10 protein-coding genes and 1 pseudogene are annotated in these 24,068 nt (G+C 70.8%); all 11 read right to left on the bottom strand.

The window, feature by feature from the left end; all coding sequences use genetic code 11:
- Nucleotides 1–131: 131 nt before the first annotated feature.
- Nucleotides 132–3,857 carry a caspase, EACC1-associated type gene (locus ACFHWE_RS16155; RefSeq protein WP_416602471.1) on the bottom strand — a complete coding sequence of 1,242 codons (3,726 nt, stop codon included), beginning with the start codon at nucleotides 3,855–3,857 and terminating at the stop codon, nucleotides 132–134.
- Nucleotides 3,857–4,252 (bottom strand): hypothetical protein, encoded by a 396-nt coding sequence (locus tag ACFHWE_RS16160; RefSeq protein WP_416602472.1) that lies wholly within the window; start codon nucleotides 4,250–4,252, stop codon nucleotides 3,857–3,859. Before ACFHWE_RS16160 ends, ACFHWE_RS16155 begins: the two co-directional genes overlap by 1 nt.
- A gap of 42 nt (nucleotides 4,253–4,294) precedes the next feature.
- On the bottom strand, nucleotides 4,295–4,855 hold the full coding sequence (locus ACFHWE_RS16165; RefSeq protein WP_416602473.1) for a hypothetical protein: 561 nt from the start codon (nucleotides 4,853–4,855) through the stop codon (nucleotides 4,295–4,297).
- 139 nt (nucleotides 4,856–4,994) lie between these two features.
- The gene (locus ACFHWE_RS16170) at nucleotides 4,995–5,276 is read right to left on the bottom strand and encodes a hypothetical protein (RefSeq protein ID WP_416602474.1); all 282 of its coding nucleotides are present in this window, start codon (nucleotides 5,274–5,276) and stop codon (nucleotides 4,995–4,997) included.
- Between the two features lie 48 nt (nucleotides 5,277–5,324).
- Complete coding sequence (locus tag ACFHWE_RS16175) at nucleotides 5,325–5,462, bottom strand: hypothetical protein (protein ID WP_416602475.1); 138 nt, start codon at nucleotides 5,460–5,462, stop codon at nucleotides 5,325–5,327.
- Between the two features lie 174 nt (nucleotides 5,463–5,636).
- Nucleotides 5,637–7,997 carry a UvrD-helicase domain-containing protein gene (locus ACFHWE_RS16180; RefSeq protein ID WP_416602476.1) on the bottom strand — a complete coding sequence of 787 codons (2,361 nt, stop codon included), beginning with the start codon at nucleotides 7,995–7,997 and terminating at the stop codon, nucleotides 5,637–5,639.
- The gene (locus ACFHWE_RS16185; protein WP_416602477.1) at nucleotides 7,994–14,578 is read right to left on the bottom strand and encodes a DEAD/DEAH box helicase; all 6,585 of its coding nucleotides are present in this window, start codon (nucleotides 14,576–14,578) and stop codon (nucleotides 7,994–7,996) included. Before ACFHWE_RS16185 ends, ACFHWE_RS16180 begins: the two co-directional genes overlap by 4 nt.
- 5 nt (nucleotides 14,579–14,583) lie before the next feature.
- On the bottom strand, nucleotides 14,584–19,515 hold the full coding sequence (locus tag ACFHWE_RS16190; RefSeq protein ID WP_416602478.1) for an Eco57I restriction-modification methylase domain-containing protein: 4,932 nt from the start codon (nucleotides 19,513–19,515) through the stop codon (nucleotides 14,584–14,586).
- Between the two features lies 1 nt (nucleotide 19,516).
- Nucleotides 19,517–22,351 carry a helicase-related protein gene (locus ACFHWE_RS16195; protein WP_416602479.1) on the bottom strand — a complete coding sequence of 945 codons (2,835 nt, stop codon included), beginning with the start codon at nucleotides 22,349–22,351 and terminating at the stop codon, nucleotides 19,517–19,519.
- 115 nt (nucleotides 22,352–22,466) lie between these two features.
- Nucleotides 22,467–23,501, bottom strand: coding sequence for a serine/threonine-protein kinase (locus ACFHWE_RS16200; RefSeq protein ID WP_416602480.1), 1,035 nt, complete (start codon nucleotides 23,499–23,501; stop codon nucleotides 22,467–22,469).
- A 263-nt stretch (nucleotides 23,502–23,764) separates the two neighbouring features.
- Nucleotides 23,765–24,068 (bottom strand): annotated as a pseudogene (locus tag ACFHWE_RS16205) (hypothetical protein); the annotation flags it as partial.

Consider the following 24,068-nt stretch of genomic DNA (forward strand, 5'->3'; position numbering starts at 1 on the left):
CGCCTCTCGGGATACGTGACCTCATCGGGATGTGGTGGTGAGCTTTTCGTCCCGTCGCGCCGTGCGCCGGGTCGGCCGCGCCGTTGCTTCGAGAGCACGGCCAATCCCGCCCGCCGGCCGTCGGAGCACGGTCAACCGAGGAGCCGGGAGGCCACCGCATCAGGTTCGGACAGGCACCGCCACGCGGGAACCCGTACCGTGCGCAGGCCCGAGACCGCAGCGAACAGGGCGGCCCTGTCGAGGGTCCGCTGCAGGGTTCGGCCTGGGGCGGAAGAAGCGGTGCCGCCGAGACCGGCACCGTCGACGATCACCGCCGTCTCCTGCGCGGTAACGGCGACCAGCAGATCACAGACATAGCCCTGAACGCGGTGGCGGGCCTTCACCTGAGCCCCTCGACCGGTGAGAGCGTCGAACAGTCGGCTCTCGGCCTCGCCGAAGCCCGGTCCGGTTCCGGGCACTGGCTCGGCCGCGAGATCGGCGAGCAGCCCCCCTTGCTCGGACCAGTACTTCCGGTCGCCGACGACGTAGAGCCGTGACCGGGCCCGGGTCACCGCGACGTTCCACAGGTTCTGCTGCCGCAGTGCCCATCGGCCGCTACTGCTGTGCACCCCCGTGGCCGCGGCCGGGGAGACGACGACCACGTCCCGCTCACCGCCCTGGAAGCGGTGCGCCGTGCCCACCCTGATGCGTTCGAGGGCGCGTGGGCCGAGGGCGCGCTCGATCTGCCGTACCTGGGCGGCGAAAGGCGACACCACTCCGATGCTCGCCCGCTCGGGCAGTGCCCGCCAGAGTTCGCGCAGAAGGTCGACCACCGCCTCCGCCTCCCGCTGGTTGCGGCAGGAGCGGCCTCCGGGGCGTTCGCAGTCGCCACGCACGTCGACCCACTGGACGGCCGGTTCGTGCGGGGCGGCCAGAGCCGCCGTATCGGTGCGCACGGCCAACCGTTCACCATAGAAACGCCGGTTCACCGAGGCGACGATGTCGGGGTGGCACCGGTAGTGCTCGTCCAGCCAGAGCACCTCACCACCACCGGCGACCAGCGCGGAGGCGGCAGCGTGATAGGCGGAGGAGCCGGTGTAGGCCAGGGAGCGCTCCTCGGTCTCGGCGGGGTCCAGTCCGTGGGCGGCATGGATCCTGCGATCGTCCTGCGGTGTCAGAGTGCTGACCGGCTGGAGTTGGTGCGGGTCGCCGATCACCAGTGCCCGTCGCGCCCGGTAGAGCAGCGGGAGCAGGTCCGCCACGGTGCACTGGCTGGCCTCGTCGACCACCACCAGGTCGAACAGGGCGGGCTCGGGGGGAAACACCCCGCGGACCGACCTGGACGTGGTGGCCCAGGCCCGGACCACACGCACCAGGGCCTTGGTGCCCTTCCAACCGCTCTCCCCCGAGGCCAGATTGCGGAGCCTGTCCTCGATCGCGGTCCTGCCGAGGGCCAGGGACTCGGCGACCCGGCCCAGCAGGAACTCTCGGCTCACCTCGCGCCGCTGTTCACGCAGTGCGCGTACACGCTCAGAGCTCTCCTCCGGGGACGGTAGCCCGCCGCCGCGTTCGAGAAGGTCCCTCCACTCGCGCTCGACGTCCAGAAAGGCCAGAACCTCGGCGAGATCCTGGTCGGTGCCGGTGATCCCGAGTCCCCGGCGCGTCCGCCAGCGGTGCCACCAGCCGAGCCAGCGCGACTCCAGCGCCGCTTCCACCCTGTGGATCCAGTCCCGCACCTGCCGTGCGCCCTCGAAGGCAGCGGGGGTGACACCGCGGGGCAGGCACGCGATCCGCCGGTCACGGGTCCCGGCCAGCAGCGCCAGGCGCCTCTCGTTCTCCTCGACTTCGGACAGGGCGTCGTGGGCCGCTTCCAGCCCTCGCTGGCAGGCGGCCAGGTGTGCGTACGCGGTGGCGGTGTCGACGGGCTCCCACTCCGCCGCGAGCAGAGCGTTGAGGATCTCCGGTTCCCTTGCCCGCCTCTCCTGGTTGCCGGTACGCACCATCAGATCCACTGGGGAGCCGAGCCGGTTGACGCGGGTGGCCACCTCGTCCACGGCGGTGTTGTTGGTCGAGGCGACCAGGACGGACTGCCCTGCGGCGACGGCGGTGGTGACCACCGAGGTGATGAGTTCGCTCTTGCCCGTGCCGGGAGCACCGGTGGCGACGGTGAGCGCCCTGCTCATCGCCGAAGCCAGGATCTCCTCCTGGGCGCTGTTGCTCCGACCGGTCACCACGGGCGGGACGGCCCCGGACGCGCTGAGGGCGTGGCGGGGATCGGAGAGCGAGGCGAGGGCGGTGCGGGGGATGGCGTCAAGCCGGATCCCCTTACCGCCCCCGCCGTGATCGAGGTCCCCGACAAGCTGTTTGACCGCCGTTCCGGCGGGATCGGCACGGTAGAGGACGGCGGCGTTCTGGGCGCCCCGGCGCGCGCCGTGCCGCACGTCGACGGAGTCGCGCAGTTCACCGGCCACGAGGTCGTCCACCCTCGGCAGACCGAGGCGGGAGCACACGACGCGTGCTTTGTCGGCCAGACCGGCGACGCCGCTCCCCCGCCAGTCGGCCTCGAACCAGGCGGCCAGTTCCTCGACGTCGCTCTCGTCGAGGTCGGCGGCGGAGACCAGCAGCTCCCGGTTGAGTTCGGGTTCACCGACCGGGACGAGGAAACGCCCGCCGGGCCCCTCCGCCATCTCCACGTCCATCACGATCAACGGGGCGAGTTTGGCCTTCCTGCGCCCCCTCCCAGGGGAGGGGGACGGGTCGAAGAGCACCGCCGGATAGCCGTAGCGCAGGGGGGCACCCTCCTTGGCGGCCTCCCGGGCGAGCCCCTCGGCCCGGCCGACGAGCGGCCACTGCTCCTCAGCGCCGCTGAGCAGGGGCTCGGAGCCCGTCTCGCAGACCGTCACATCACGGCCGTTGGCGTCGGGCAGTTGCTGGAGAACGCTCTGCCTGACCAGGCAGTCGCGCTGGTAGTCGAGAAAGGCGTCCCAGCGCCATCCCGAGGCCTCACCTCCGCTCACCCCCGCGGGAGGCGTTGCGGGTCCTGTCCGCCGCCCCTCGGCGTCGCGCCCTCCCACCGTCTCGGCGTGCCCGCCCGGACCGGACCAGCGGTCGGGCCCCGCTTCCCCGGGCAGGGCGGTCGCCGTGGCCGCCCCGGTGTGCCGGGCGAGTGCCAGCGACCCCCGCACTCCGAGGGTGGACACGGTGACGCGCTGACCGTCCACGTGGTCCACCTCGCGGTGAACGTACTGGTAGAGGTCGACCGCGTCGATCCAGCCGTCGCCGTTGGCGTCGGGCGCGGCACCGGAGAGCCCCCGTACGACCGAAGCGCTGAAGGGTGAGGGGCGCACCCCGTGGGTGTTGTCCCCCTCCCTGGCCTTCTCCAAAGCGCCGGAAGCGGCGATGACGTAGGTGCCCGCTCCGTCGCTGAGCTGGCGTTCGAGGTCGAGGGGGTCGTCCTCGGCGGAACGGGTCGCGAATCCGTCGGCGAAGGCGCCCCCGTGGCAGCAGTCCAGCAGGAGCACCTTGCTGCGCGTCCTGGAGTCCTCCAGCATGCGTTTGAGGACTTCGGCCGAGATCGCCGTGCTCTCCAGGCGTCGGTGCCGGGTGTCGCGGAAGGCCAGGTGCAGTCTGCCCCGCTTGTCCTTGAGCCCGTGTCCGGAGAAGGAGACCAGCACGAGGTCGCCGGGACTGCCCTCGGCCAGGGCCGCCTCCAGCGTCTCCATGGCCTCGGTGCGCGTGGGGTCGACGAGCGCCTCGACGCGGTCGTAGTGGCCGTTGTCCCTCAGGGCCCGGTCGAGTTCCCTGACGTCGGCCCGGGGCGAGTACAGGTCGTCGAACTCTTCGTAGCGGTTGACACCGATGAGGATGGCCGTACGCATCAGGTGTCGGATTCCTCGGGGCCTCCGGTGACGGAACGTCCGGCGTCGGGGCGCAGGGCCCGGACGTAGGTCTCCACGTCACCGGGCGCCACGGTCCCCTGCACGGTGACCCTGGCCCCCTCGACCTCGACCGTCACCGACCTCTGGCCGCTCTGCTCGATCCAGGCGCCGATGAGGGTGACGGCGTGGGCGAGCACGGGTTTGAGCAGGACACCGGTCACCAGGACGGCGCCGGCGACGGTGGCCGGATCGGCCGAACGCGTACCGGCCACGGACTCCCCCTCGACGGGGCGCACCTCATCGACGTCCAGGTCCTCCAGGAGGAGGACCAAGTCCCGAGTGTACTGTTCGGCCTCCTCCTCCGTGACGTCGTCCAGGAAATCGATACCGGCCACCAGGCCACCCGAAAGATGCACTCGTCCGCGCTCCCGTTCCCATCACTCGGCGGCCGTACCGTCACGGCCCGCCGACATCGCGCCACGGAAGGTTCTACCAATCGGACCCCGGGGTCCGCCGGAGAATCGGGCCCCCTGGCCGCTTCCGGCCACGTCGGGGGACAAAAGTCCCCAGAGCGACGAACAGGACGAGACGTCGGCTCCCCGGGTACGCGGTGTCCGCTGCCTGCCCGAACGGAGGAAGTCCGCCACGGCCAGGACCGGAAGCAGGCCGTGCAGACACACCGTCGCCACCCAGACCAGTGCTCCATCCGAAGGGGACAGGGGACGATGGGGCAGGACGACCGCCAGGTAGACCACTGCGGACACCAGCGGGGCGGTACAGGCCGCGTCGCGCGGGGCCTCCCAGCCCGCCGACCGTCCGCGCAGTACCAGCACCGCCTGGCCGAGACCGCACAGCAGGGCCGACTGGACGGTGAAGTACAGCAGGAAGAAGGTCGGGTCGACCCGCTGGAGCATCTGGGCGCACACCCCGGTCGCGGCCACGGCCACGGCCGTGATCCGGATGGTGCGCGAGGCGGTGTCGGGGGTGTCCTCGGACATGGCCTCTCCGCGTGTAGGGGCTCGGGGGCGAAGGCGGGCACCGACGACCGAACAGAACTCGGACGGGACCGCCTCCACCGCCCGGTGCGGGAGCTGTCGCGGCGGCCTGGAAGCGGTCCTCTGTCGGAAGGCCGCCGTCTCACCCCTCCACGTTCCGAGCCCCCGGGTCGCTCCCCGTACGCACGAGCTCGGCGAGGCGCCATGCGGCATCGTTGCGCCAGAGATCACAGAAGGTCATGAGGGCACCCAAGGTGTTGCGCAGGTCCTGTGCCGCGGCCTTGCGGGGTATATCGGTGCGCAACCATTCGACCCTGCGCATGTGCCGACGGTCCTCGGGCGCCCGGGGAGCGAATTCGTAGTCACCCGTGACCCGGCCGATCGCGGTCGTGGACTGCTTCTTGTTCTTGAGTAGAAGGACCACCAGGTCACCGGTCTGGATCTTGCCCCAGAAGGCCCAGAGTTGGCCCGCCTAGTTGCGGATGAGGCCCTGGCGCTCGCCCTTGTAGGCCTGTTCTGCGACTTCGACCATCCGGGATCGGCTGTCCACCGCGGTCAGATCCCCCACCTCGTTGAACCCCCGCCGACCACGCCGCCTCGGAGCGCCCATCCCTCGCGTTCCCCGTCTCTCCCCGCCCGAGCCAGCCAGGCCGGCGTCTCCGTCTGGACGGCTTCCGCCGGGACACCGGGAAGGATCGCGGTGACCTGCCCGGCCACCTCCTCGATCCACGACACCGCGGCCTCCGCCTCGGAGGCGGCACCCCGGACCGCGCTCCTCCCATCACTACAGCAGGGCACCCGGGGGCTTGAACAGGCCGTCGCCCAGGTCCGGTGCCTCCTCCTCCGCGGCGCGGCGCGCACTCCGTGCCGCCAGTTCGGCGGCGTTGGGCGGCAGGAACCGGCTGGGCTCGCCGTGCCAGGACAGCAGCAGCGAGTCCCGCGCGCGGGTGGCGGCCACGAACAGCAACGACCGCGCCTGCTGGAGCTCCCTGCCGTACCGGGTGGCGTCCGTGTCCTTGTAGCGTTCCACACCGGCGTTGGGCACCAGGCCCTCGGTGAGGCCCGCGACCACCATGTGCTGGTACTCCAGCCCCTTGAACCGGTGCAGGGTGCCCACGTGCACGGACTCCTCGTGCCCCTTGGGCGGCCCGTCCGAGCCCAGCGAGACCGCGCGCACCCCGGCCCGCACCAGCTCCCGCTCCACCTCGCCGACCATCCCGCGCGTGGGGACGGCCACGGCGATGGAGGCGGCCCTGCCGTCCCGCTGTGCCCGCTCCTTGAGGGCGCCGACCCGGGTGGCCAGCGCCGCGGTCTCCCCCTCCCAGGTGGCGGCGCCGTGGAAGTCGGGGCGGGGGCCGCGCAGCACCGACCGGTAGCCGCGCAGGGTGTCGGTGCCCTCGTCCAGGTCGTCCCAGGTCTCCTCGCCGAGCAGGCCGAGCGCCGAACCCAGGATCTCCCGGGTGGTGCGGTAGCTCAGGGTGAGCCGGGAGGAGCGGCCGACGATGTTGACGCCCAGGCTGCCCAGGGACACCCGGTTGCCGTAGATGCGCTGGTGGGTGTCGCCGACGAGGAAGATGTCGTCGTCGGTGTGGTCGACCATGGCGCGCAGCAGCGTCCAGTGGGCGGGGTTGAGGTCCTGGGCCTCGTCCACGACCACGTGTTCGTAGCGGAAGCGCAGGCTGGCGTGGGACTGGTCCATGCGGTGGAGCATCTGGCCGCCGTGCTCGGCCTCGCGCCGCCGGTTCTCGGCGATCTTGGCCGCACGGCCGGACTCGGCCTGGGCGGCGGCCTCGGCCACCTGGCGGAAGGTCCACAGGCCCTTGTCCTGGAGGCGCATGGTGAGGCGCTCCACGAGCTGCCAGATCTCGGCGCGCTGGGCGCGGCTGACCCGCTGCCCCCGCCCGGCGCGGCGCGCGCGGAAGTACTCGGCGCGGGTGCGCACGCCCTGGCCGAGGATCACCTCGCTCCACTCGGCGTGGAGGAACTCGGCGTCCCAGTCCTGTTCGCCGAGTTCGAGCAGCATGTCGCGCCACTCGCGGATCACCTGGTGGTCGCCGACCGTACGGCGGCGCCGACGGTCCTGCCCGGTCTCACTGACGATCCGGGAGGCGAGCGCGTCGATGTTGACCACGTCGACCCGGTCCAGGAGCTGCTGTCCGCCCAGGTCGAGCAGGCGGGCGCGCAGGTCCGCGGCGAGGTTCTTGTTGAACGTGGTGAGCAGGACGGGTTTGGTGAAGCCGGGACCGAGCCGGTCGACGAGGTACTTGACCCTGTGCAGGGCGACGATGGTCTTGCCGGTTCCGGGGCCGCCGCTGACGCGTGCGGGGCCCTTGTAGGCGCGGTGGACGAGCCTGCGCTGGGTGGGGTGGAGGAAGACCTTCCACGCGGCGAAGTCGTCCTCCAGGACGACCTGGAGATCGGTGTCGGAGGTGGTGACGCGGGTGGCGGGCCGGGCGAGCGCCGCGAGGTAGTCGGTGGTGTCGACCGGCTCGGCGGCGGCGACGGGGCGGGTGACCTCGTCCATCACCTCGTCGTAGCCGCGGCCGTCGGCGAGGGCGAGCAGGACCTCCTCGGTGTGCCGGGGGGCGTACTCGACCAGGCCGAGGAGTCTGCTCTCGGTGGTGATGGACAGCGCGAGGGAGACGAGGCCGTCGGCCACGCCGAGGTCGCGGAGCTGGTCGGCGGTGTAGTCGGCCAGCAGGGGGCGCGGCCCGGCCGGTTCGGGCTCCGGTTCCGCGACGGGCTCGGGCGCGGGTTCGGCCGGGGGCGTGTCGGCGCCGGCGGGGCCGGTGGCCTCGGCGGAGGCGACGAGGTCGAAGATCTCCAGGGCGCCGGTCACCTGGTTGATCCCGAACCGGAACCGCTCCAGGTGGTCGTAGACCTGCCCTCGGGGGCGCAGGGCCACCAGGAGGTAGTCCTGGCCGCCGACGTGGAAGAGGATCGCGCGGTAGTCGTCGGTGACGCGGGCGGAGAACAGCCGGTCGTGCCCCTTGAGGGGCTTGAACCGCAGGCCGGGGGTGTCGGGGTTCTCCCGGAACCTGTACTGGAAGTCGTACAGCGCCCCCTTGACGTTGCGCGGGAGCTTGCGGATCTCCTTGTCGGCCTTGTCGAGCAGCCTCAGTGTGGCCTTGTCCTGCACGCTCATCCCCTCGCGCTCGTCTCGTCGTCGGCGGCCAGTACGCTGACCAGCTCGGACACGTCCCATTGGGCGGCCTCGGCCACGTGCCAGCCGTCCTCGGCGTAGGCGGCCTCACCGCGCTCCTTGTCGGCGGCGTTGCCGTGGAGCCGGGCCGAGAGCACCACCGCCACCTTGTGGTCGGGCCAGGCCAGTTCGGCGGGCCACATCCCGCTGCCCAGCTCGTAGCCGACCTCGGGGGCGGGTACGCCGCGGTCGGCGAGTTTCCCGGCCAGGGCGGCCAGGCCGGGCTCGTCGGGGTCCATGAGGTCGTTGACCTGGACCCAGGCGGGGTCGACGGTGATCCGCACCCGGTGCGCGCCGTCGGAGGGCTCGCCCCCGGCGAGGGTCTCGACGAGGGTGGCCAGGCCCTCCTCCAGGTCCGCGCTCTGGACGCGGGTACTGGCGAGGGTGTCACCGAACAGCTCCTCGGTCTCGTCGGCCTCCATCGCCCGCCGGGCGACCGAGTCGTCGAGCCCGTCGCCGCCGACCGCCGACAGGACGGACACGTCGAGGTGGTCGAGGGCGCTGAACGCGAACTGGCCGCCGTCGCCGCCCGGTCCGGCGAGGAACTGCACGAGGTTGCCCCAGTACAGCCACGCCTTCCAGCGCTGCCGGTGGGCGTCGAGGCCGGCGGTCAGGGTCTCGGTCCGGTCGTCGAGGACCGTGAAGGCGCTCAGGGCGGTGCCCTGCTCCTGGCGGGCCACGACCACCAGCGTGCACCCGGCGTCGTCGGTGCCCCGGACCAGTGCGCACCCCTTCCCGGGCAGGGGGCCGGGCATCGGTTCGCCGCGCAGGACGGGGCCGATGTGCGGGGTGACCTCCACCGCCCCGCCGCGCGTGTCCTCTCTCCCGGGCTTGCCCATCATGCCGGAGACGGCCATCTCCACCCGCCTGCGCCACGCCTCGCGGTCGGGAGCACCGAGGTAGGCGAACAGGGCCTCGGCCGGGCTGTTCCACACCACCGAGTCCAGTTCCTCGGGGTCGCCGCCGCGCTTGCGGTAGGCCTCCCGCAGCGGTTTGCGCACGTTGATCCCGTAGGGCGGCCAGACCGGGTGCTTGACGTCCTTGCCGTCGAGGTGGTCGAGGTCGTCCCAGGTGAGCTGGAAGACGGTGATGCCGTGGGCGCGCAGCCGGGCGCGCTTGTCGGCGTCGTCGGCGATCCGGTTGTGCTCGGGCGAGGCGTGGTAGGTGTAGCCGTCCAGGTAGAGGGCGACCTGGTCGCCGCTGGTGTCGGTGCGGCGGAACACCACGTCGGGCCGGGTGCCCCTGATGGTGTTCTGGAACAGCACCTGCCACTTGACCACTGCTTCGTCGGGGCCGACGAGCTTCAGGGTGGCGGTGCGGCGGCCGTCGACGCGCGCGCCGAGTTCGAAGGCGCGGCGGCTGCCGGAGCCGCCGGCCCAGCGTTGGAGGGCGTCGAGGAAGCGGGCCTCCAGTTCGCTCTCCACCTGGTCCCACAGGGAGATGTCGTCGGTGCGGGCGATGCCGTCGGTCCTCCAGTCCCGGAGGAGGTCGTCGAGCATCTCCTCGGCCAGGGCGCGGTCGGCGTGGGGGAAGCCGCGGTCGTTGACGTGGGCGAGCAGGCAGCGGTGGCAGGCGGTGCGGCCCTCGCTCTCCTTGCAGGGGCAGTGCGCGACGACCCGGTGGGCGGCGGTGAGGATCTCGCGGATGCCGTCGGCGCCCGAACGCGGGTCGAGGTAGCCGCTGCCGCCGGGCAGGGTGTCGTGGATGACGAGGTAGCGGCGCTGGTGGCCGGTCTCCCGGTCGGGCATGACGGCGAGGGTGGCGTCCAGGTGGTCGAGGGAGCCGCCGTAGACACGCGCGAACCCGGCCATGAGTGCGGCCTTGAAGCTGACGATGCGCTCCTCGGTGTGCACGGTGGCCACTGGCAGCAGGATGCGCAGCGCCTCGGTGCGCAGCGTGTGGGCGAGGACGATCCGCTCGTGCTCGACGCGGTCGCCGCGCCGCTGGCCGCACCACGGCCGGTGGTAGCCGGGCCGGGAGTCGTAGGAGCTGCCGAGCAGGTCGCTGACGGCCTCGCGCGGCTCGTCGGCGGTGGCGCCGCCGCAGGCGCGGCACACGTGGAAGGGCGCGGGGACGACCTCCCTGCCCGCGAACGTGGCGGTGGCGGTGCGGTTCATGCGCAGCGCACCGAGGTTGAACCGGCGGATCACGGCCCGGCGGGTGAACTCCACACCGAACACGCGCGTGGCGTGCCGCCAGGCGCCGGGGGCGATCGCCTCGTCGGGGATGTCCACGGCGGTGGCGGTCTCGTAGTAGACCCGTCGGCGCTCGTCGTGCTCGTCGCGGATGAGGGCGTCGTCGCGCCGGTCGCGGGCGTGGACGCGGGTGGGCTCCAGGACGCGGTAGAGGCTGGCCCGGTCGGCGATGGCGGCGTTGTCGCAGCGCGGGCAGGGCGCGGTGTCGGCGGCGGCGTTGGAGGTGCGCACGTACCCGCAGGCGGGGCAGACACGCCAGTCGCGCCAGGCGGGGCGGTGCATGGAGCCGATGTCGAGGCCATCGACCTCGTGCCGGTAGCCGCGCACGTAGTAGTGGTTGCCGGGCGCGAAGTCGGTGAGGGCGCGCACGGCGGGCCGCCGGTACTCGCGCACCTCGCTGCGGAACTCGCGGTCTCCCTCGGCGCCCGCCTCCTCCCAGGTGAGGGTGGCCTCCAGTTCGGTGGCGCTGTCGACGAGCGAGTAGTTGGGCAGCAGGCCCAGGTCGACCAGGCAGCCGTGGGCGCTGGTGCGGCCGATCTCGCCGATGCGTTTCCGCACGGCGCCGCGTTCGGCGCGCAGGGCGCGTTTGCGGCGCTTCTGCTCGGGGTCGGAGTCGATGAGGGCGTCGATGGAGGAGCTCACGGCCTCCACGCGTTCGCGCAGGTCGCGCAGGCGCTCGGCCCAGACCTCCTCGACCCGGGCGACGGCCTCACCCAGTCCGGCGGTGGCGTGGTGGCGCAGTTGGTCGGCGGCGACGCGGTCCACGCCCTGCCCGGCGCCGCCGAACAGGTCGAGGAACCCGGCGGCGAGCCGGTCGCCGCGGGCGAGGGCGCTCTCGGTGAAGCCGCGCAGCCAGCCGATGTCGCCGAAGAGGTCGGCGGCGCGGCCGGGCAGGGCGGGCACGCCTGGGAGGTCGCCGCGCGCGGCGAGGTCGAGCAGGTGGGCGGTGTACTGGCGGCGCAGGATCTCCACGGCGGAGGGGAAGCTGCCGGGCGGGGCGATGCGCCCCGCGATCATGTCGAGGGGCTCTTCGAGGTAGTAGCGCTCGCGGGCGCGGCGGCCGACGAGGGTGAGCAGGAAGGCGTTGCCGGAGCGGCGTCCGGCGCGGCCGGCGCGCTGGACGTAGTTGGCCGGGCCGGTGGGCAGCGAGCCGAGGACGACGGCGGACAGGGCGCCGATGTCGATACCCAGTTCGAGGGTGGGGGTGGCGGAGAGGACGTTGGGGTCGGTGTAGCGGGTGCCGCGCTTGAACGACTCCTCCACCCTCTCGCGCTGGGCGCGGGTGAGCTGGCCGGTGTGTTCGGCGGTGGTGACGCGGAAGGGCCGCGCCTCCCGGTAGAGGCGACGGTAGTAGTCGTCGAGGAAGCGGCGGTCCTCGTCGGGGGTGAGGCGGCCCGTGCACCGGTAGCGGGGGCAGGCGGCGGCCGCCCAGTCGGCGGTCTCCTCGGGGTGGGCGGTCTGGCGCCAGTTGCACACGTGGCAGCGCAGGCCGCCGCCGACGACGGCCTCCTCGTCGGCCAGGGCGCGCACCTGGACGTGGCCGGGGGTGAGCCCGTAGACGTTGACGCCCGCGTCGGTGCCGGTGCGGGTGAGGACGCCCTCGTCGTGGAGCAGGTCGAGGAGGCGGCCGAGGTAGCGGGTGGCCGTGTCCGGCCTGACCTGGAGGCAGCGCACGGTCCAGTCCTGGTACCAGTTGCCGCTCCCGGCGATGGAGTCGAACTCGCTGCGCTCCTTGCGCTGGTCGGTGAGGAAGCGCGGGGCGGGCAGCCCGCCGCCGCCCCTGGGTCTGGGGAAGGCGGGCATGCCGTCGGGGCGTCGTCCCCAGATGGTGCCGAAGCGGCGGGTGCCGACGTTGGCCGTCCAGGGCTCCAGCCAGTGGTGGCTGATCCCGCCGCGGGTGCGCAGGCGTTCGAGGAGGCCGCGCACGTAGCCGCGGAGTACGGCGGGGTCGGGCCGTGCGCCGAGCTGGGCACCGCTGTGCTGGAGCACGTCGGCGGCCAGGGCGGCGACGTGGTCGGGCCGGTCGAGGTGGACGCGGGCGGCGGCGGTGCGGGTGAGTTCGAGGGTGCGGCCCTGGCGGGAGCGCAGGCCGAACTCCAGGACGGCGGTGAAGGCGAGGCGTTCGCCCACCAGGTCCCATTCGCGGGTGCCGCCGCCGCTCTCCCCGGCCAGGAGGCGGTCGATGCCGGGCAGGCCGTGCATGTCCGGGGGGACGACGCACGCCAGGTAGGCGGGGTCGGCGGCGCGCTGGACGGTGTCGGCGATGAGGTCGTTGAGGTCGACGGGGGTGCCGTCGGCGGGCAGCCCGGAGGCGAGCAGGGAGCGGGCGGAAAAGGTGTAGGAGCGGTTGGAGACGAACCCGGCGCGGTGGGCGGCGTCCTGTACCGAGTCGCTGAACATCAGCGTCCTGGGAGTCTCGCCGTCGTGGGCGAGCTGGCCGCCGGTGAACAGTTCGGTGACGGCGACGGAGGCGAGCGCGGCCAGGCCGGAGCCGAGGAAGCGGGTGCCCTGGTCGGCGTCGCAGGCGGGGCAGCGGTCGTTCTCGGCGGCGCGGAAGGACTCTTTGGTGTGGCCGGTGTCGGCGAGGACGAACACGCCGTCGAGGTCGCCCGCCTCGTGTCTGGCGATGTCGGCGGGGTCCACGGGGCGCACGTGGGAGCCGGAGGAGCGCAGGACGAGGGTCCCGACGGGGTTCTGCGCGGCTTCGGCGCGGGTGGCCCGGATGAGGGGGCGCACGTACTTCTTGCTGGCGATCGCGCCGCGGTAGACCTTGTCGGGGTCGGTGACCAGGTCGGCCGGGGAGGACTCGGGGGAGATCGCCGCCCAGCCGGAGCGGCCGCAGTGGCGGCAGTAGACGGCGGGCAGGCTGACGCGGCCCAGGTTGGCGGTGGTGGTCTCCGCGCCGAGGGCGGGCAGGGTCTCGCCGTGCCAGGCGAAGGAGGGCCGGTCGGCGACGGCGCGCAGCAGGCGCGAGACCGAGCGCACCCACAGGTGCGTCTCGATGGTGACCAGGGGGCGGTCGGGGTCGCCGTCGGGGGTGTCGGGGTCGCGGGCGGTGGAGAGCAGCGCGACGTAGCGGGCGAGGGCCTCGGCGGTGAGTTCGGGGGTGCTGCGCAGGGCGCGCCCCCAGGCGTAGGCGCCGCGTTCGGGGAGCTTGTCCAGGACGGCGGCCATCGGCGCGACCGTGCCGTCCAGGATGCCCAGGACGGCCTTGGTGAGGATGTGCTGGCGCAGCAGGGCGCCGAGTTCGCGGGGGGCGAGGCCGTCGCGGCCGGTGAACTCGCGCATGATGCGGCCCATGGCGGCGGGGTCGCCGTGCGGGTCGGGGATGCGGGCGACCACGACCGGGTCGGGTACGGGGAGGTCGTACTCGACCTTGGGGATGAACTCGTCGATGTCCAGGCGGTCCTCGCCGACGACGGAGTCGGGGCCGAACTCGGTGGCGAAGACCGTGGCGGCGACCTCGCGGATGCGGGTCCCGGGGTCGGCGGCGTCCGCGGCGGCGTCGGTGCCGTCCTGGCCGAGGGTGGCGCTGGTGGCGACCGGGCAGATGCCGCCGAGGGGGCGGCCGGGGCGCGCGTTGCCGGTGGCGGCGGACAGGCGGCGCAGCAGCATGGCCACGTCGGTGCCCTGCGCGCCGTCGTAGGTGTGGAACTCGTCGACGACGACGTAGGTGAGGGCCGCGTCCTTCCACAGGGGCAGGTCCTGCTCGCGCTGGAGGAGCAGGTCGAGCATCTTGTAGTTGGTGATGAGGATGTCGGGCCGCTGGCGGCGGATCTGACCGCGGGCGGTCATCACCCGGTCGTGTCCGGTCTCGGGGGTGTCGCCGATGTAGAGGCCCGCGGTGACCTGGGAGAGGGCGGGGTCGGCGAGGTAGCCGTTGAGCCGCTGGGCCTGGTCGGTGGCCAGGGCGTTCATCGGGTAGAGGAGGACGGCCTTGACGCCGTCGTTGCCGTGGGCGCGTTCACGGCGGCAGTGGTCCAGGAGGGGGATGAGGAAGGACTCGGTCTTGCCGGAGCCGGTGCCGGTGGTGATGAGGGTGGGCTCGGCGGGGCCGCGGAGGGTGGACAGGCGCTCGAAGGCCCTGGCCTGGTGGAGGAAGGGCGTGAAGCCGGCCGGGCGCCATTCGAGGTGGTCCCGCCAGCCGTCGTCCGAGTGGCGGAAGGGCGTGCGGACGCGCAGGTAGGGGCCGCGGAAGATGCCCTGGACCGGGTCGTTGAAGAAGGAGTCCAGGCCCTCGCGCACGGGTTCGTCGGCGAGCGCGAAGGTGGTGGAGAGGTACTGGGTGATGTTGCGGCGCACCTCTGCGGCGGCGAGTGTGGGCTGCATGGCGGTCAGACCTCCCCGTCCCAGGTGCCGTCGCGCTTGGCGCGCTCGACGATCTCCGTGAAGTAGGCGTGCGCCTCGCGGTACTCGCGTTCCCGGTCCGCCTTGTAGAAGGGAGCTGTGTAGCCCTCGGGAATGTCGGCGGGGTCGTTGGTCTCCAGGTACTTCTGGAGCTGGAGGAAGTGTTCCTTGGTTTGCCCGAAGCCGAAGGCGTAACTGTTCTCAGCGATTCTTCGACCGTCAGCGTCAAACCAGAGCTTGGCTTCGCGTTCAGTGAGAACGGGGTAGCGCGCACGGTAGATCGCCACAAGTTGGTCAGCGGTCATGCCGATCCAGACAGAAACGAGGGCATCGAGTTCGACGAGGGCAGCGCGGCGCTCGCGTTCCCCCCGGAGGGGCGAGGCGTGCTCCCATTCAGGAGTGACTTTCTGAAGTGGTGCGATTCCTTCCCAGCCAACTGCCCATTTCTGCTCATTCCAGGATCCGTCGTAGAGTTCAGACCACAGTGGAGCATAGGCGCTGGTGAGCGAATTGAGTCGCATGGCACGAACAAGCAATGCATTTTCGAGAGGATGTTCAGGCATAGGAGCGGGCATCATGCGAGCTTCAGCAACCTGAAGATCCGAACGCCCAGTAATACGAAGAATATAGTCCAAGGGAAGAGAGGCCCAGAACCCAGCATTCAACACTGTAGTTCGATTATTCTTAATCCACATTGAATTAACTGCGTGAACATGAACAGGACCCGGTGGAATCAATGATGCATACAAACTCCTCTCCGTATTAAACGGGATCATTCGACGCCAAGCAAGACGATAGTACTCTGAATATTTTCGACCAAGCCATGAATCTTGCGCCGCCATATAGTCATCAAATCGGACAGAGCGCTCGTAATTTGCCATGGGCACAAAATCAAAAGGCAGGCTTCTCAAATCAAATGAAGACCAGTCGTGATTATTCCTACAAGGAATGTCTGGCTGCTTGGAAAATGGTTGCGACAAGCCAAAATGAGGACCCTGAAAAATAAGCTCTCCAAGATTCTTCACCGAGCCGGTATTCCACCTGATGAATCCATTTCTTTTTGCCGAAACCTCATCAAATCCACGACTGATCAGGGGATTTAACCCACCCACGCGACTTTCGTACCTGCCCAGGTAGGACAAAGCTTCAGCTTCATCAGTTGTAACCGGATAGAGCATCGGAATTTGGTCAACCGACCTTCCATCGTCGTTGACGACCCTACCCCAAGTTGACAGAAGATCCTCATCAATTTCAATCAGACGCGCCAAATGAGGCCGAAGATCCCATCTGCCCTCGACCCTAGTCCCAGGGACATCGCCGAAACCATCATGTTCCAGAGAAGGAACAACAACCGAGGGAGAGAATATCCAATTGAGGCTAGTAAACCTTACTTTTCGAGCGGTTCCATAGACATGAAGTCCAAACTCTGTATTACGATTAACAGGCTCAGGAAAGGCCCAGTTTCCGACATTACGAAAATGAATGTGAATTCTCAGCCTGCCGTAGGCTAGGGCACGGAGTCCCCCTTCCCGAACACCACCAAAGTGAGTATCAGGATGGATCATTCCAATTGACCCAAAGACTCCGGAATTACCCCAAACCCGAACCATAAAGGCACGGTATGAGTCAGGCCTAGTGCCCGAGAGCGCTTCGTATGTCACAACTTGTGACAAGAATTCACTAACACCCGAAACATACACAAGTTCATTTAGGATATAAGAATTTGAGCCACTTCGACCAAGCAGACCTTTCTTGCGACTCTTCTTCTGGTCAACGCTTACTCTATTTTCCAGCTCAAACCAAGGGTCAAGCTCAGCAAGAACGCTATCTTCATTCCAGTTCGGCCGCACCCACGGCGGATTCCCCACCTGAATATCGAAACCGCCCCGATTCGTGAAAAGATGCGCGAACTGCAACTCCCAGTGGAAGAAGCCGTGCTGCTCAGACAGCCGCTCCACCTCGTGCAGCCACGGGAAGGCCTCTCCCAAGCGGAACTCGTCCTTCATCCCCATGAGGTCGGGGATCGAGTCCTCTACGTCATCGAGGTCCGACAAACTCTCGATCTCACCGAACAGTGAGTCAGCCGGGATGTCGTGGGTCCCCAACAGCGCCTCGGCGAACTTGATCCAGTTTTCTACCTCGGACAGCGGCAGGCTCTCCTGCACCGCGCTGAAGAGCGAACCGTCGCCCCCGGCCCCACTCACCTCCAGTGTGTTGCCCAACCGCTCGTAGGACTCATCACTGCCGTCGAGCATCCCGGCCTGCTGTACCCGCCAGAACCACAGCGCGCACCACGCGTCCATCAGCGTCTTGAGCCGCCAGTACGGGGTGCCCTTCTCCTCAAGGTGTTCCAGCACCTCTTCCCTCGGAATGGCGTCCTCGGGCTGGTCGATCCAGTCCGCGCCGTACACGTCCACGCGTCGACTGATCTCCCGCTCCGACAGCTCCAATCGCCGGACCACCAGCCCCCACAGGAACTCGACCCGCCTGGACAGATCCTGCAACCGCCGGAACTGCGACTTCTTCCCGCTCGTCTTCGGCTTCCTGCGCATCGCGCGCCGCCACGCGGCCAGCTTGGCCGTGTCCTTCGGGGCGAGCGCCTTGGCCTCCTTCTCCGCAGCCACACTCCCCCACCCATACGCGGGCAGCAGGAAGTGGTGGACGTACCCCTCCGGGATCTCCCCGTCCCGGAACGGCACGTCCTCCGGCGCGGATTTGAGCCAATCGCCGTTCTTCACCGTCTCCGGGCTGTACAGCCTCCGCCCGGCACCGATCAGCGAGTTGCCCCTTCTCAGGTGCAGACCGAACCACGGTGCCTGCAAGCCCGGGTACATCACGTTCAGCCACAGCGACACCTCCGCCAGCTCCACGGCGGTCCCGTTGAGGTCCACCCCGTAGGCCCGGTGCAGCGCGATGTAGGCCTTGACCTTCTGCAACTCCGTCGCGTAGCTCTCGGGGTCCAGCTCCTCGCCCCGCTCGGCCTGCGCCCGCTTGAGGTACTCGGCCGCCACCTGGTTGATCGCCTCGTTGAGGAACGCCCCCGACCCCAGCGCGGGTTCACAGATGGTCCACTCCAGCAGCTCGCGCGCCGGGGTGACGGTCCCGTCCTGGTCCAGCCGCTCCCGCAGCGTCAACTGCACCGTCAACCGGGTCAGCGACTCGGGCGTGTAGTACGACGCGCTCGTCTCCCGGTCGCGCCCGGCCAGACGGTAGACGAACGCCCCCGGCCGGTAGCGCACCCGCTCCTCGGTCGGCTTGCCGTTCTCGTCCTTGACCCGCACCCACACCTCGTCGGCGTAGTCGTCGACCTTGGACGCCGGAACCAGCCACGACCCGCCCGACGGGTCACCCTTCTTGGCCGCCTCGTACAGCTCCTCCTCGGCGATGCGCCCGGTGTAGGACATCAGCCCCTCGTACACCGCGCCCAACTGGTTGATGCCGAGCTGGGCGTAGGAGATGAACCCGCCGCGGCCCTTCCTGTTCCCACGCGAGATCATCAGCCGCCGCAACACCTGGTGCAGGGCCTCGTTGCGCAGCCGGGTGTCGAGCCTGCGGGCGTCCGGCTCGTCAGGGTCGTCGTCGGGGTGGATCAGGGACCGGCCGATCAGCCGCGTCCGCTGGGGGTCGAACAGGTCGGCGCGCAGCGGCTCGAACCTCAAGCCCTCGCCCTCCGACACCCCCTCGGCCCGGGCCTCCTCTCCACTGAGCATCCGACCGCGCGGGTTGTGGCCCTCGTTGACCATCCGGAACAGCAGGTCCAGCGACTGGTACAGGTGGGTGCTGCGCCGGGCCTCCTCCCCCACCAGATCGTTCACCACCAGGTCGCCGAGCCGGGCCATGCTGTACCCGCGCACGTACGCCTCGTCGTCGGCGGGCACCACGCCCAGATCGGGGCGGGCCTCGGCGTAGAGCAGGAAGAGGATCCGGTACAGGTAGCGCAGCGACTGGCGGGCCAGCTCGTCGGCGAACGACCGGTTCGACCCCGTGTCGATCCGCTCGGGCCGTACGCCCTCCTCGCGCAGCCGGGCCAGGACCTCGTTGGCGATGGTCTCCACCGAGCGCTGGAGCCCTTCGCGCAGCTCCTTGGACACCCCCACCGCGTGCTGGCGGGAGGCGTCGACGAGCTCGGCGATCGCCTCGGCGGCGCCGTCCTCCGACGGCATCAGTGCTTGGGCGCCGAAGAGCGCGGCGATGGTGCCGAGCTCCTCGCCCTTGTCGGCGTTGCTGCGGCCCAGAGCGATGTCCAGGCTGACGGCGAGGTAGCGGCCCTCGCCCCACACCGAACGGTCGGCCAGCACGAGCACACCGCCGGCCAGGACGAGGACGTAGCGCAGCCTCTCGTCACGGGCGAACAGCCAGGAGACCAGCTTGGTGCCCTGGTCGATCCGCTCGCGCGCGCCCAGGTCCACCGGGTCGAGCAGTCGGCCCGCGCCGTCGGGGTCCAGGGCGGCGTCGGCGTCGGGCGCCCAGCCGCACTCGATCGCGGCCACGGTGGGCTCGTGCAAGGCCAGGCGGACCGGCAGCGGCTCGTCGCCGTGCTCGAACAGCGACTCGACCGGCTCGTCCTTGGGGGTGAAACCCAGCGCCCGCAGGACGTCGCGGTGCAGGGAGTGCAGCAGGTCGCGGTGGGCGTCGGCCTCGGCCGGGCTCACAGCGCCGCCCTCGCGCACCCGTTCGGCGTGCTCGGCCAGGGCGGGGCGGTCGTCGAAGTAGCGCGAGCGGAGCCGGCGCAGTCCCATACGCGGGGTCACGGGGCCGGGGCGGCGCCCCTCCTCCTTGGCGCGCGCGTTCTCCTGCTTCTCCTTCTCGGTCCAGTCCTTGAACGGACCGCTGGAGCCCTTGAGGTGCTTGGGCAGTACTTCGGCCAGGTAGTGGGCGGAGAAGTACTCCCCCCGGTTGGCCAGAGAGTCGTAGGCCATCTCAGTTCTCCCCCTTCACCACGGCCAGGACGCGCAGCAGCGGTTCGCCCGCCGTGCGCATCCGCAGCATGAGCCGTTCCTGTTCGGCGACGGTGTCGTGCACCTCGCCCTTCCTGCGCTGTGCGCGCGGGTCCTCGCCCAGGCCGGTGAGGCTGAGCTGGCGCCACTGCTCCAGCCGCCGCTGGGGCGCGGCCAGGGACCCCTCGATCACCGCGTCGTAGGCCTCGCGCCGGGTCTCCAGGTGGGACCGGGCGGCCCGCACGGCGGCGGGCACCAGTTCCTGGAGTGCGGCCAGGTCCTCCTCCCGGCCGGTGTTGACCATGCCGGGTCCGACCCCGGCGCGCCGGAGGGCCTCGAACATGTCCGCCACGCGCGGGGTGTCGGGCAGCCCGGTGACGGCCATCCACTCCACGACGGTGGGCTGGCCGAGTTCGTTGGAGTAGGTGCCCTGGACGAGGAAGACGGGGGCGGCGACGTCGGCGCGGACGACGCGGGCCTCGTTGCGGCGGGTCTGGACCTGCACCTTGTCGACCAGCCAGTCGACCATCGGGTGCAGGTCGCTGACGTAGCCGGTGTCGGGCCAGGTGGTCTTGGTGGCGCGGGCCTCGTCGAGGCGCTTGCGGGCGTGCGCGGGGTCGAAGGTGACGCGCAGGCGCTCCTTGACCTTGAGGCTGCGCACGTAGTCGCTGGGCAGGGCGTCCAGCCGCTGCCTGAGGTCGCGGGGCGGTTCGAAGGCGAGGATGCGCCCGTCGTCGTCCACGTGCACGTCGCGGGCGACGGTGTCCAGGGCGACGCGGACGAACTGCTCGGTGGAGTCGAACAACTGGGGTTCGGGGGCGCGTTCGGGTGCGGCGGCCTCGTCGGGGACGCCGACGTCGCCGAAGAACACCTCGCTCAGCCAGTCGTCCCCGGTGTCCTCCTTCTGTGCGTCGAGGGACTCCTCGACGGTGCGGCCCGCGAAGAGGTCCTGGATGAGCCGGTCCTCCTCCTTCTTGGCGCTGAACTGGCCGGTGACGGCCTCGGCGGTGCCGATGGCGCGGTGGGCCTGCTCCTCGCGGTGCAGGAGCTTCTCGGCGACGGCGGTGTCGTCCTTGGCGCCCTCGGTGGCGGAGGTGAGGATGAGCGCCTTGAACCGGGGTTCGTGCTCCTGGCCGTAGCGGTCGATGCGGCCGTTGCGCTGTTCGATGCGGATGAGCGACCAGGGCAGGTCGTAGTGGATGAGGTGGTGGCACTGGCGGTGCAGGTTGACGCCCTCGGAGGCGACGTCGCCGGTGACCAGGACCCGCACCTTGCTGTCGGAGAGGGCGAAGTCGCCGATGATGCGCTGCTGTTCGGTGTCGGACAGGCCGCCGTGCATGAGCGCCACCTGGTCCTTCTTGAGGCCGAGGGCTCCGGGCAGGTGCTCGTGCAGCCACTCCAGGGTGGGCACGGACTCGGAGAAGACCACGGCGCGGGTGGAGCTGTTCTTCGCTACGCCGATCTCGCGCAACTGGGTGAGCAGGCCCTGGAACTTGGCGGAGGTGGAGGTGTCGATCTTGTCCGCGAGTTCGGAGAGCTGGAGCAGGGCGGCGTGCTCGCGCGCGTCCTCGCCGTCCTTGAGGCGGCCGTCGGCCCTGCTCGTGATCGACTTGAGGCGGTTGGTGACGGTGGCGGACAGGGCCGTGTGCGAGGACAGGAACGCCTTGAGCAGGGTGTAGGGGAACAGGCGGCGCTCCTTGCGCACCACCGGCCCGCCCTCGCGGGCGTCCCCGGCCAACCAGACCTGGGCGAGTTCGGCGAAGACGGCCTCCTCGGGCGGGGTGGCGGCGCATCGCACCGATTCGGAGGGGCCGCGCTCGGGCCACTGGTCGCCCATCTCGGCGGCGACCTCGGGGTGGATCTTGGTGCGGCGGATGTAGAGGTGGTCGATGTCCTCGGCGGTGTAGTTCTCGGGGTCGGCGATGGCGGCCGGGTCGAGCAGCCGGATGAGTTCGGCGAAGGACCTCGGGTCGCCGTTGTGGGGTGTGGCGCTGGCCAGCAGCAGGGCGTCGGTCTGGGCGGCGAGCAGCCGGGCGAGCCGGTTGCGCAGGTTGCCCTCATTGATGAGGTTGTGCGACTCGTCGATGACGACCGCGTCCCACTGCATGTTGCGCAGGTGCTGGCCGTACTTGCCCTCGTTCTTGAGGGTGTCGACGGAGATGATGGCGCGCTTGAAGTACAGGAAGGGGTTGCGGCCGGCGGGGATGTCGCGCTGGATGCGCTCCAGGCCCACCGAGTCCAGGCGCACCAGGGGGATGGCGAAGCGGGTCCACAACTCCTGCTGGAACTGCTCCAGGACCTGCTGGGGGGTGACGACGAGGATGCGCTCGCCGCGGCCGCGCCGGATGAGTTCGGCGAGGGTGAGCCCGATCTCCAGCGTCTTGCCCAGGCCCACCACGTCGGCGATGAGCACGCGCGGGCGTAGCGCCTTGAGGGCGAGTTCGGCGGGGCGCTGCTGGTAGACGAGGTCGTCGAGCAGGAACTTGCCGGGCATGGCCAGGCGGCGCTCGGACTGGGGCAGCGGGGTGCGGCGCAGCACCGATTCGAGGTAGAGGCGGGTCTGGGCGAACCCGGAGGAGGGGTCGTGGACGAGCCGGGTGTCCTCGGGGTCGAGGAGGGCGACGTCGTCGATCCCGGTGAAGAACACCGCGTCCTCGCCACGGACGAACTCCGACACCCCGACGGCGCGGACCATGTGCCCGTCCACCTCGGAAGCGGCCGGGGTGCAGGTGCGCACCATCCACTCGGCGTCCCGCACCTCCACCCGGGCGCCGGGGGCGAACGGGGTCGCCTGGATCGCTCCTTCGCCTTGGGTCACTGCACGAGCCTCACTGTCGGTCGGGGATGTGGTGTGCGGTCTGTGGGGACGACGCGCGGGCCGGGAGCGCGGTTGACGCCCGGCGGGTCGGCGGCCCCGATGGTGGTTCGGGCGGTCAGGCCACGGCCGGGCGCGCGTAGGCGCGGCGCAGCCTCTCGGCCGTGCGCCCGGCGAGGCCGGTGTCCATGACGGAGGGGCCGGGGGCCGGTTCCGCCCGTGTGGGCGGGGCGGGGCGTCTGGCGGCCGGGACCGCGTCGGTGTTCCCGGTGCCGGGAACGTAGGTGCGCTCGGCGAGGAGGGCGCGGGCGGCGCCCGGCGACAGGTGGGCGTCGGCGAGCCGTTCGGTGAGCCGGGCGCGCACGTCGGCCAGGTCGGGGCGCTCGCCCGGTGCGAAGGCCAGCAGCTCACCGGCGAGCGGTGCCAGCGGCGCGGGGACGCCCGACAGGTCGGGTGCCTTGTCGGGGTTGACCACCGCGAAGCCCAGGGCCTCAGGGGTGGGGCCGTCGTAGGGGTAGCGCTTGGAGGTGGCGTAGGCGAGGACCGCGCCGAGAGCGTACACGTCGGCGGCCCCCGTCACCTGGGTGGGCGCGGTGAACTGTTCGGGGGCCATGAAGCGCGGGGTGCCCAGCCGCATGTCGGTCATGGTCAGGTCTCCCCCGGCGCCGCCGATGGCGACCAGGCCGAAGTCGACGACCTTGGGGCCGTCGGGGCCGAGCATGACGTTGGCGGGTTTGAGGTCGCGGTGCAGCAGCCCCGCGGCGTGGATGTCGGTGAGGGCGTTGGCCAGGACCAGGCCGAGCGCGGCCCCGGCGACGGCGTCCAGGGGGTCGTGGCGGTCCAGGTAGGTGGCCAGGTCCAGGCCGGGGACGTACTCCAGGGCCAGCCAGGGCCCCTCATCGGAGGACTCGGACACGGCAAGCAGGGCTGCGGTGCCGGGTCCCTGTACCATTCCCAGGGCGGTGGCCTCCCGGTCGAAGCGCTCGCGCAGGTCGTCGCGGCTCAGGCCGTCGGGGTGCAGGGTCTTGACGGCGACGAGGGTGTCCTCGTCAGTACGGCCCGCGTAGACCACGCCCATGCCGCCCCTGCCGAGTCTTCCGAGGAGCTCGATCCCGCCGAGGCACCGGGGGTCGGTGGAGGTCAGGGGTTTCACTCAGGGCCTGCCAATGCCGCCGGGGGCCGCGCGCGGTGCGCCGAGGGAGCGCGCGAACTGCCGGGTCAGGTTATCGGTTCTGACCTGCGAGTAACCCTGGACCAAAGTCATTTTCGGAACTCTGGCCACTTGTGGCCACCGGGCATCGTACCCGGATCAGGGAACCCGGCCGGGGCGGGCAAGTCCTTTACCCACTGACCTTCGCCCTGGGGCGAACTTCGGGGCCGAGGTTCGCCCCAGGGCGAACCTCGGCGCGGCGACGGTCAGGCGGCCGTGGAGAGCCGGGGGCGGTCGGTCGCCGTCCGCTCCCATGGACGGAGCGTGAGCGTGGAGGGCGGCGGGGCGGCGGCCGGGGCCGGCTCTGGCGCGGGTTCGGTGCGCGGGGTGGCGGGCGGCCACAGCAGCAGGAGCAGGGCGTCGATGTCGGGGGCCTCCGCCAGCCCGGCGGGCGTGGCGGCCCAGTACGAACCGGTGCGCTCCCCGTACCAGATGACCAGGTGGCGGTTGCGGCGCTGGAGGTCGGCAGCGATCGCGTGCTCGCGTCGGTACTCGTCGCGGTGGCCGCCC

This window comes from Nocardiopsis sp. LOL_012 (assembly GCF_048060475.1).
In the GTDB taxonomy this organism is placed as follows: Bacteria; Actinomycetota; Actinomycetes; order Streptosporangiales; family Streptosporangiaceae; genus Nocardiopsis.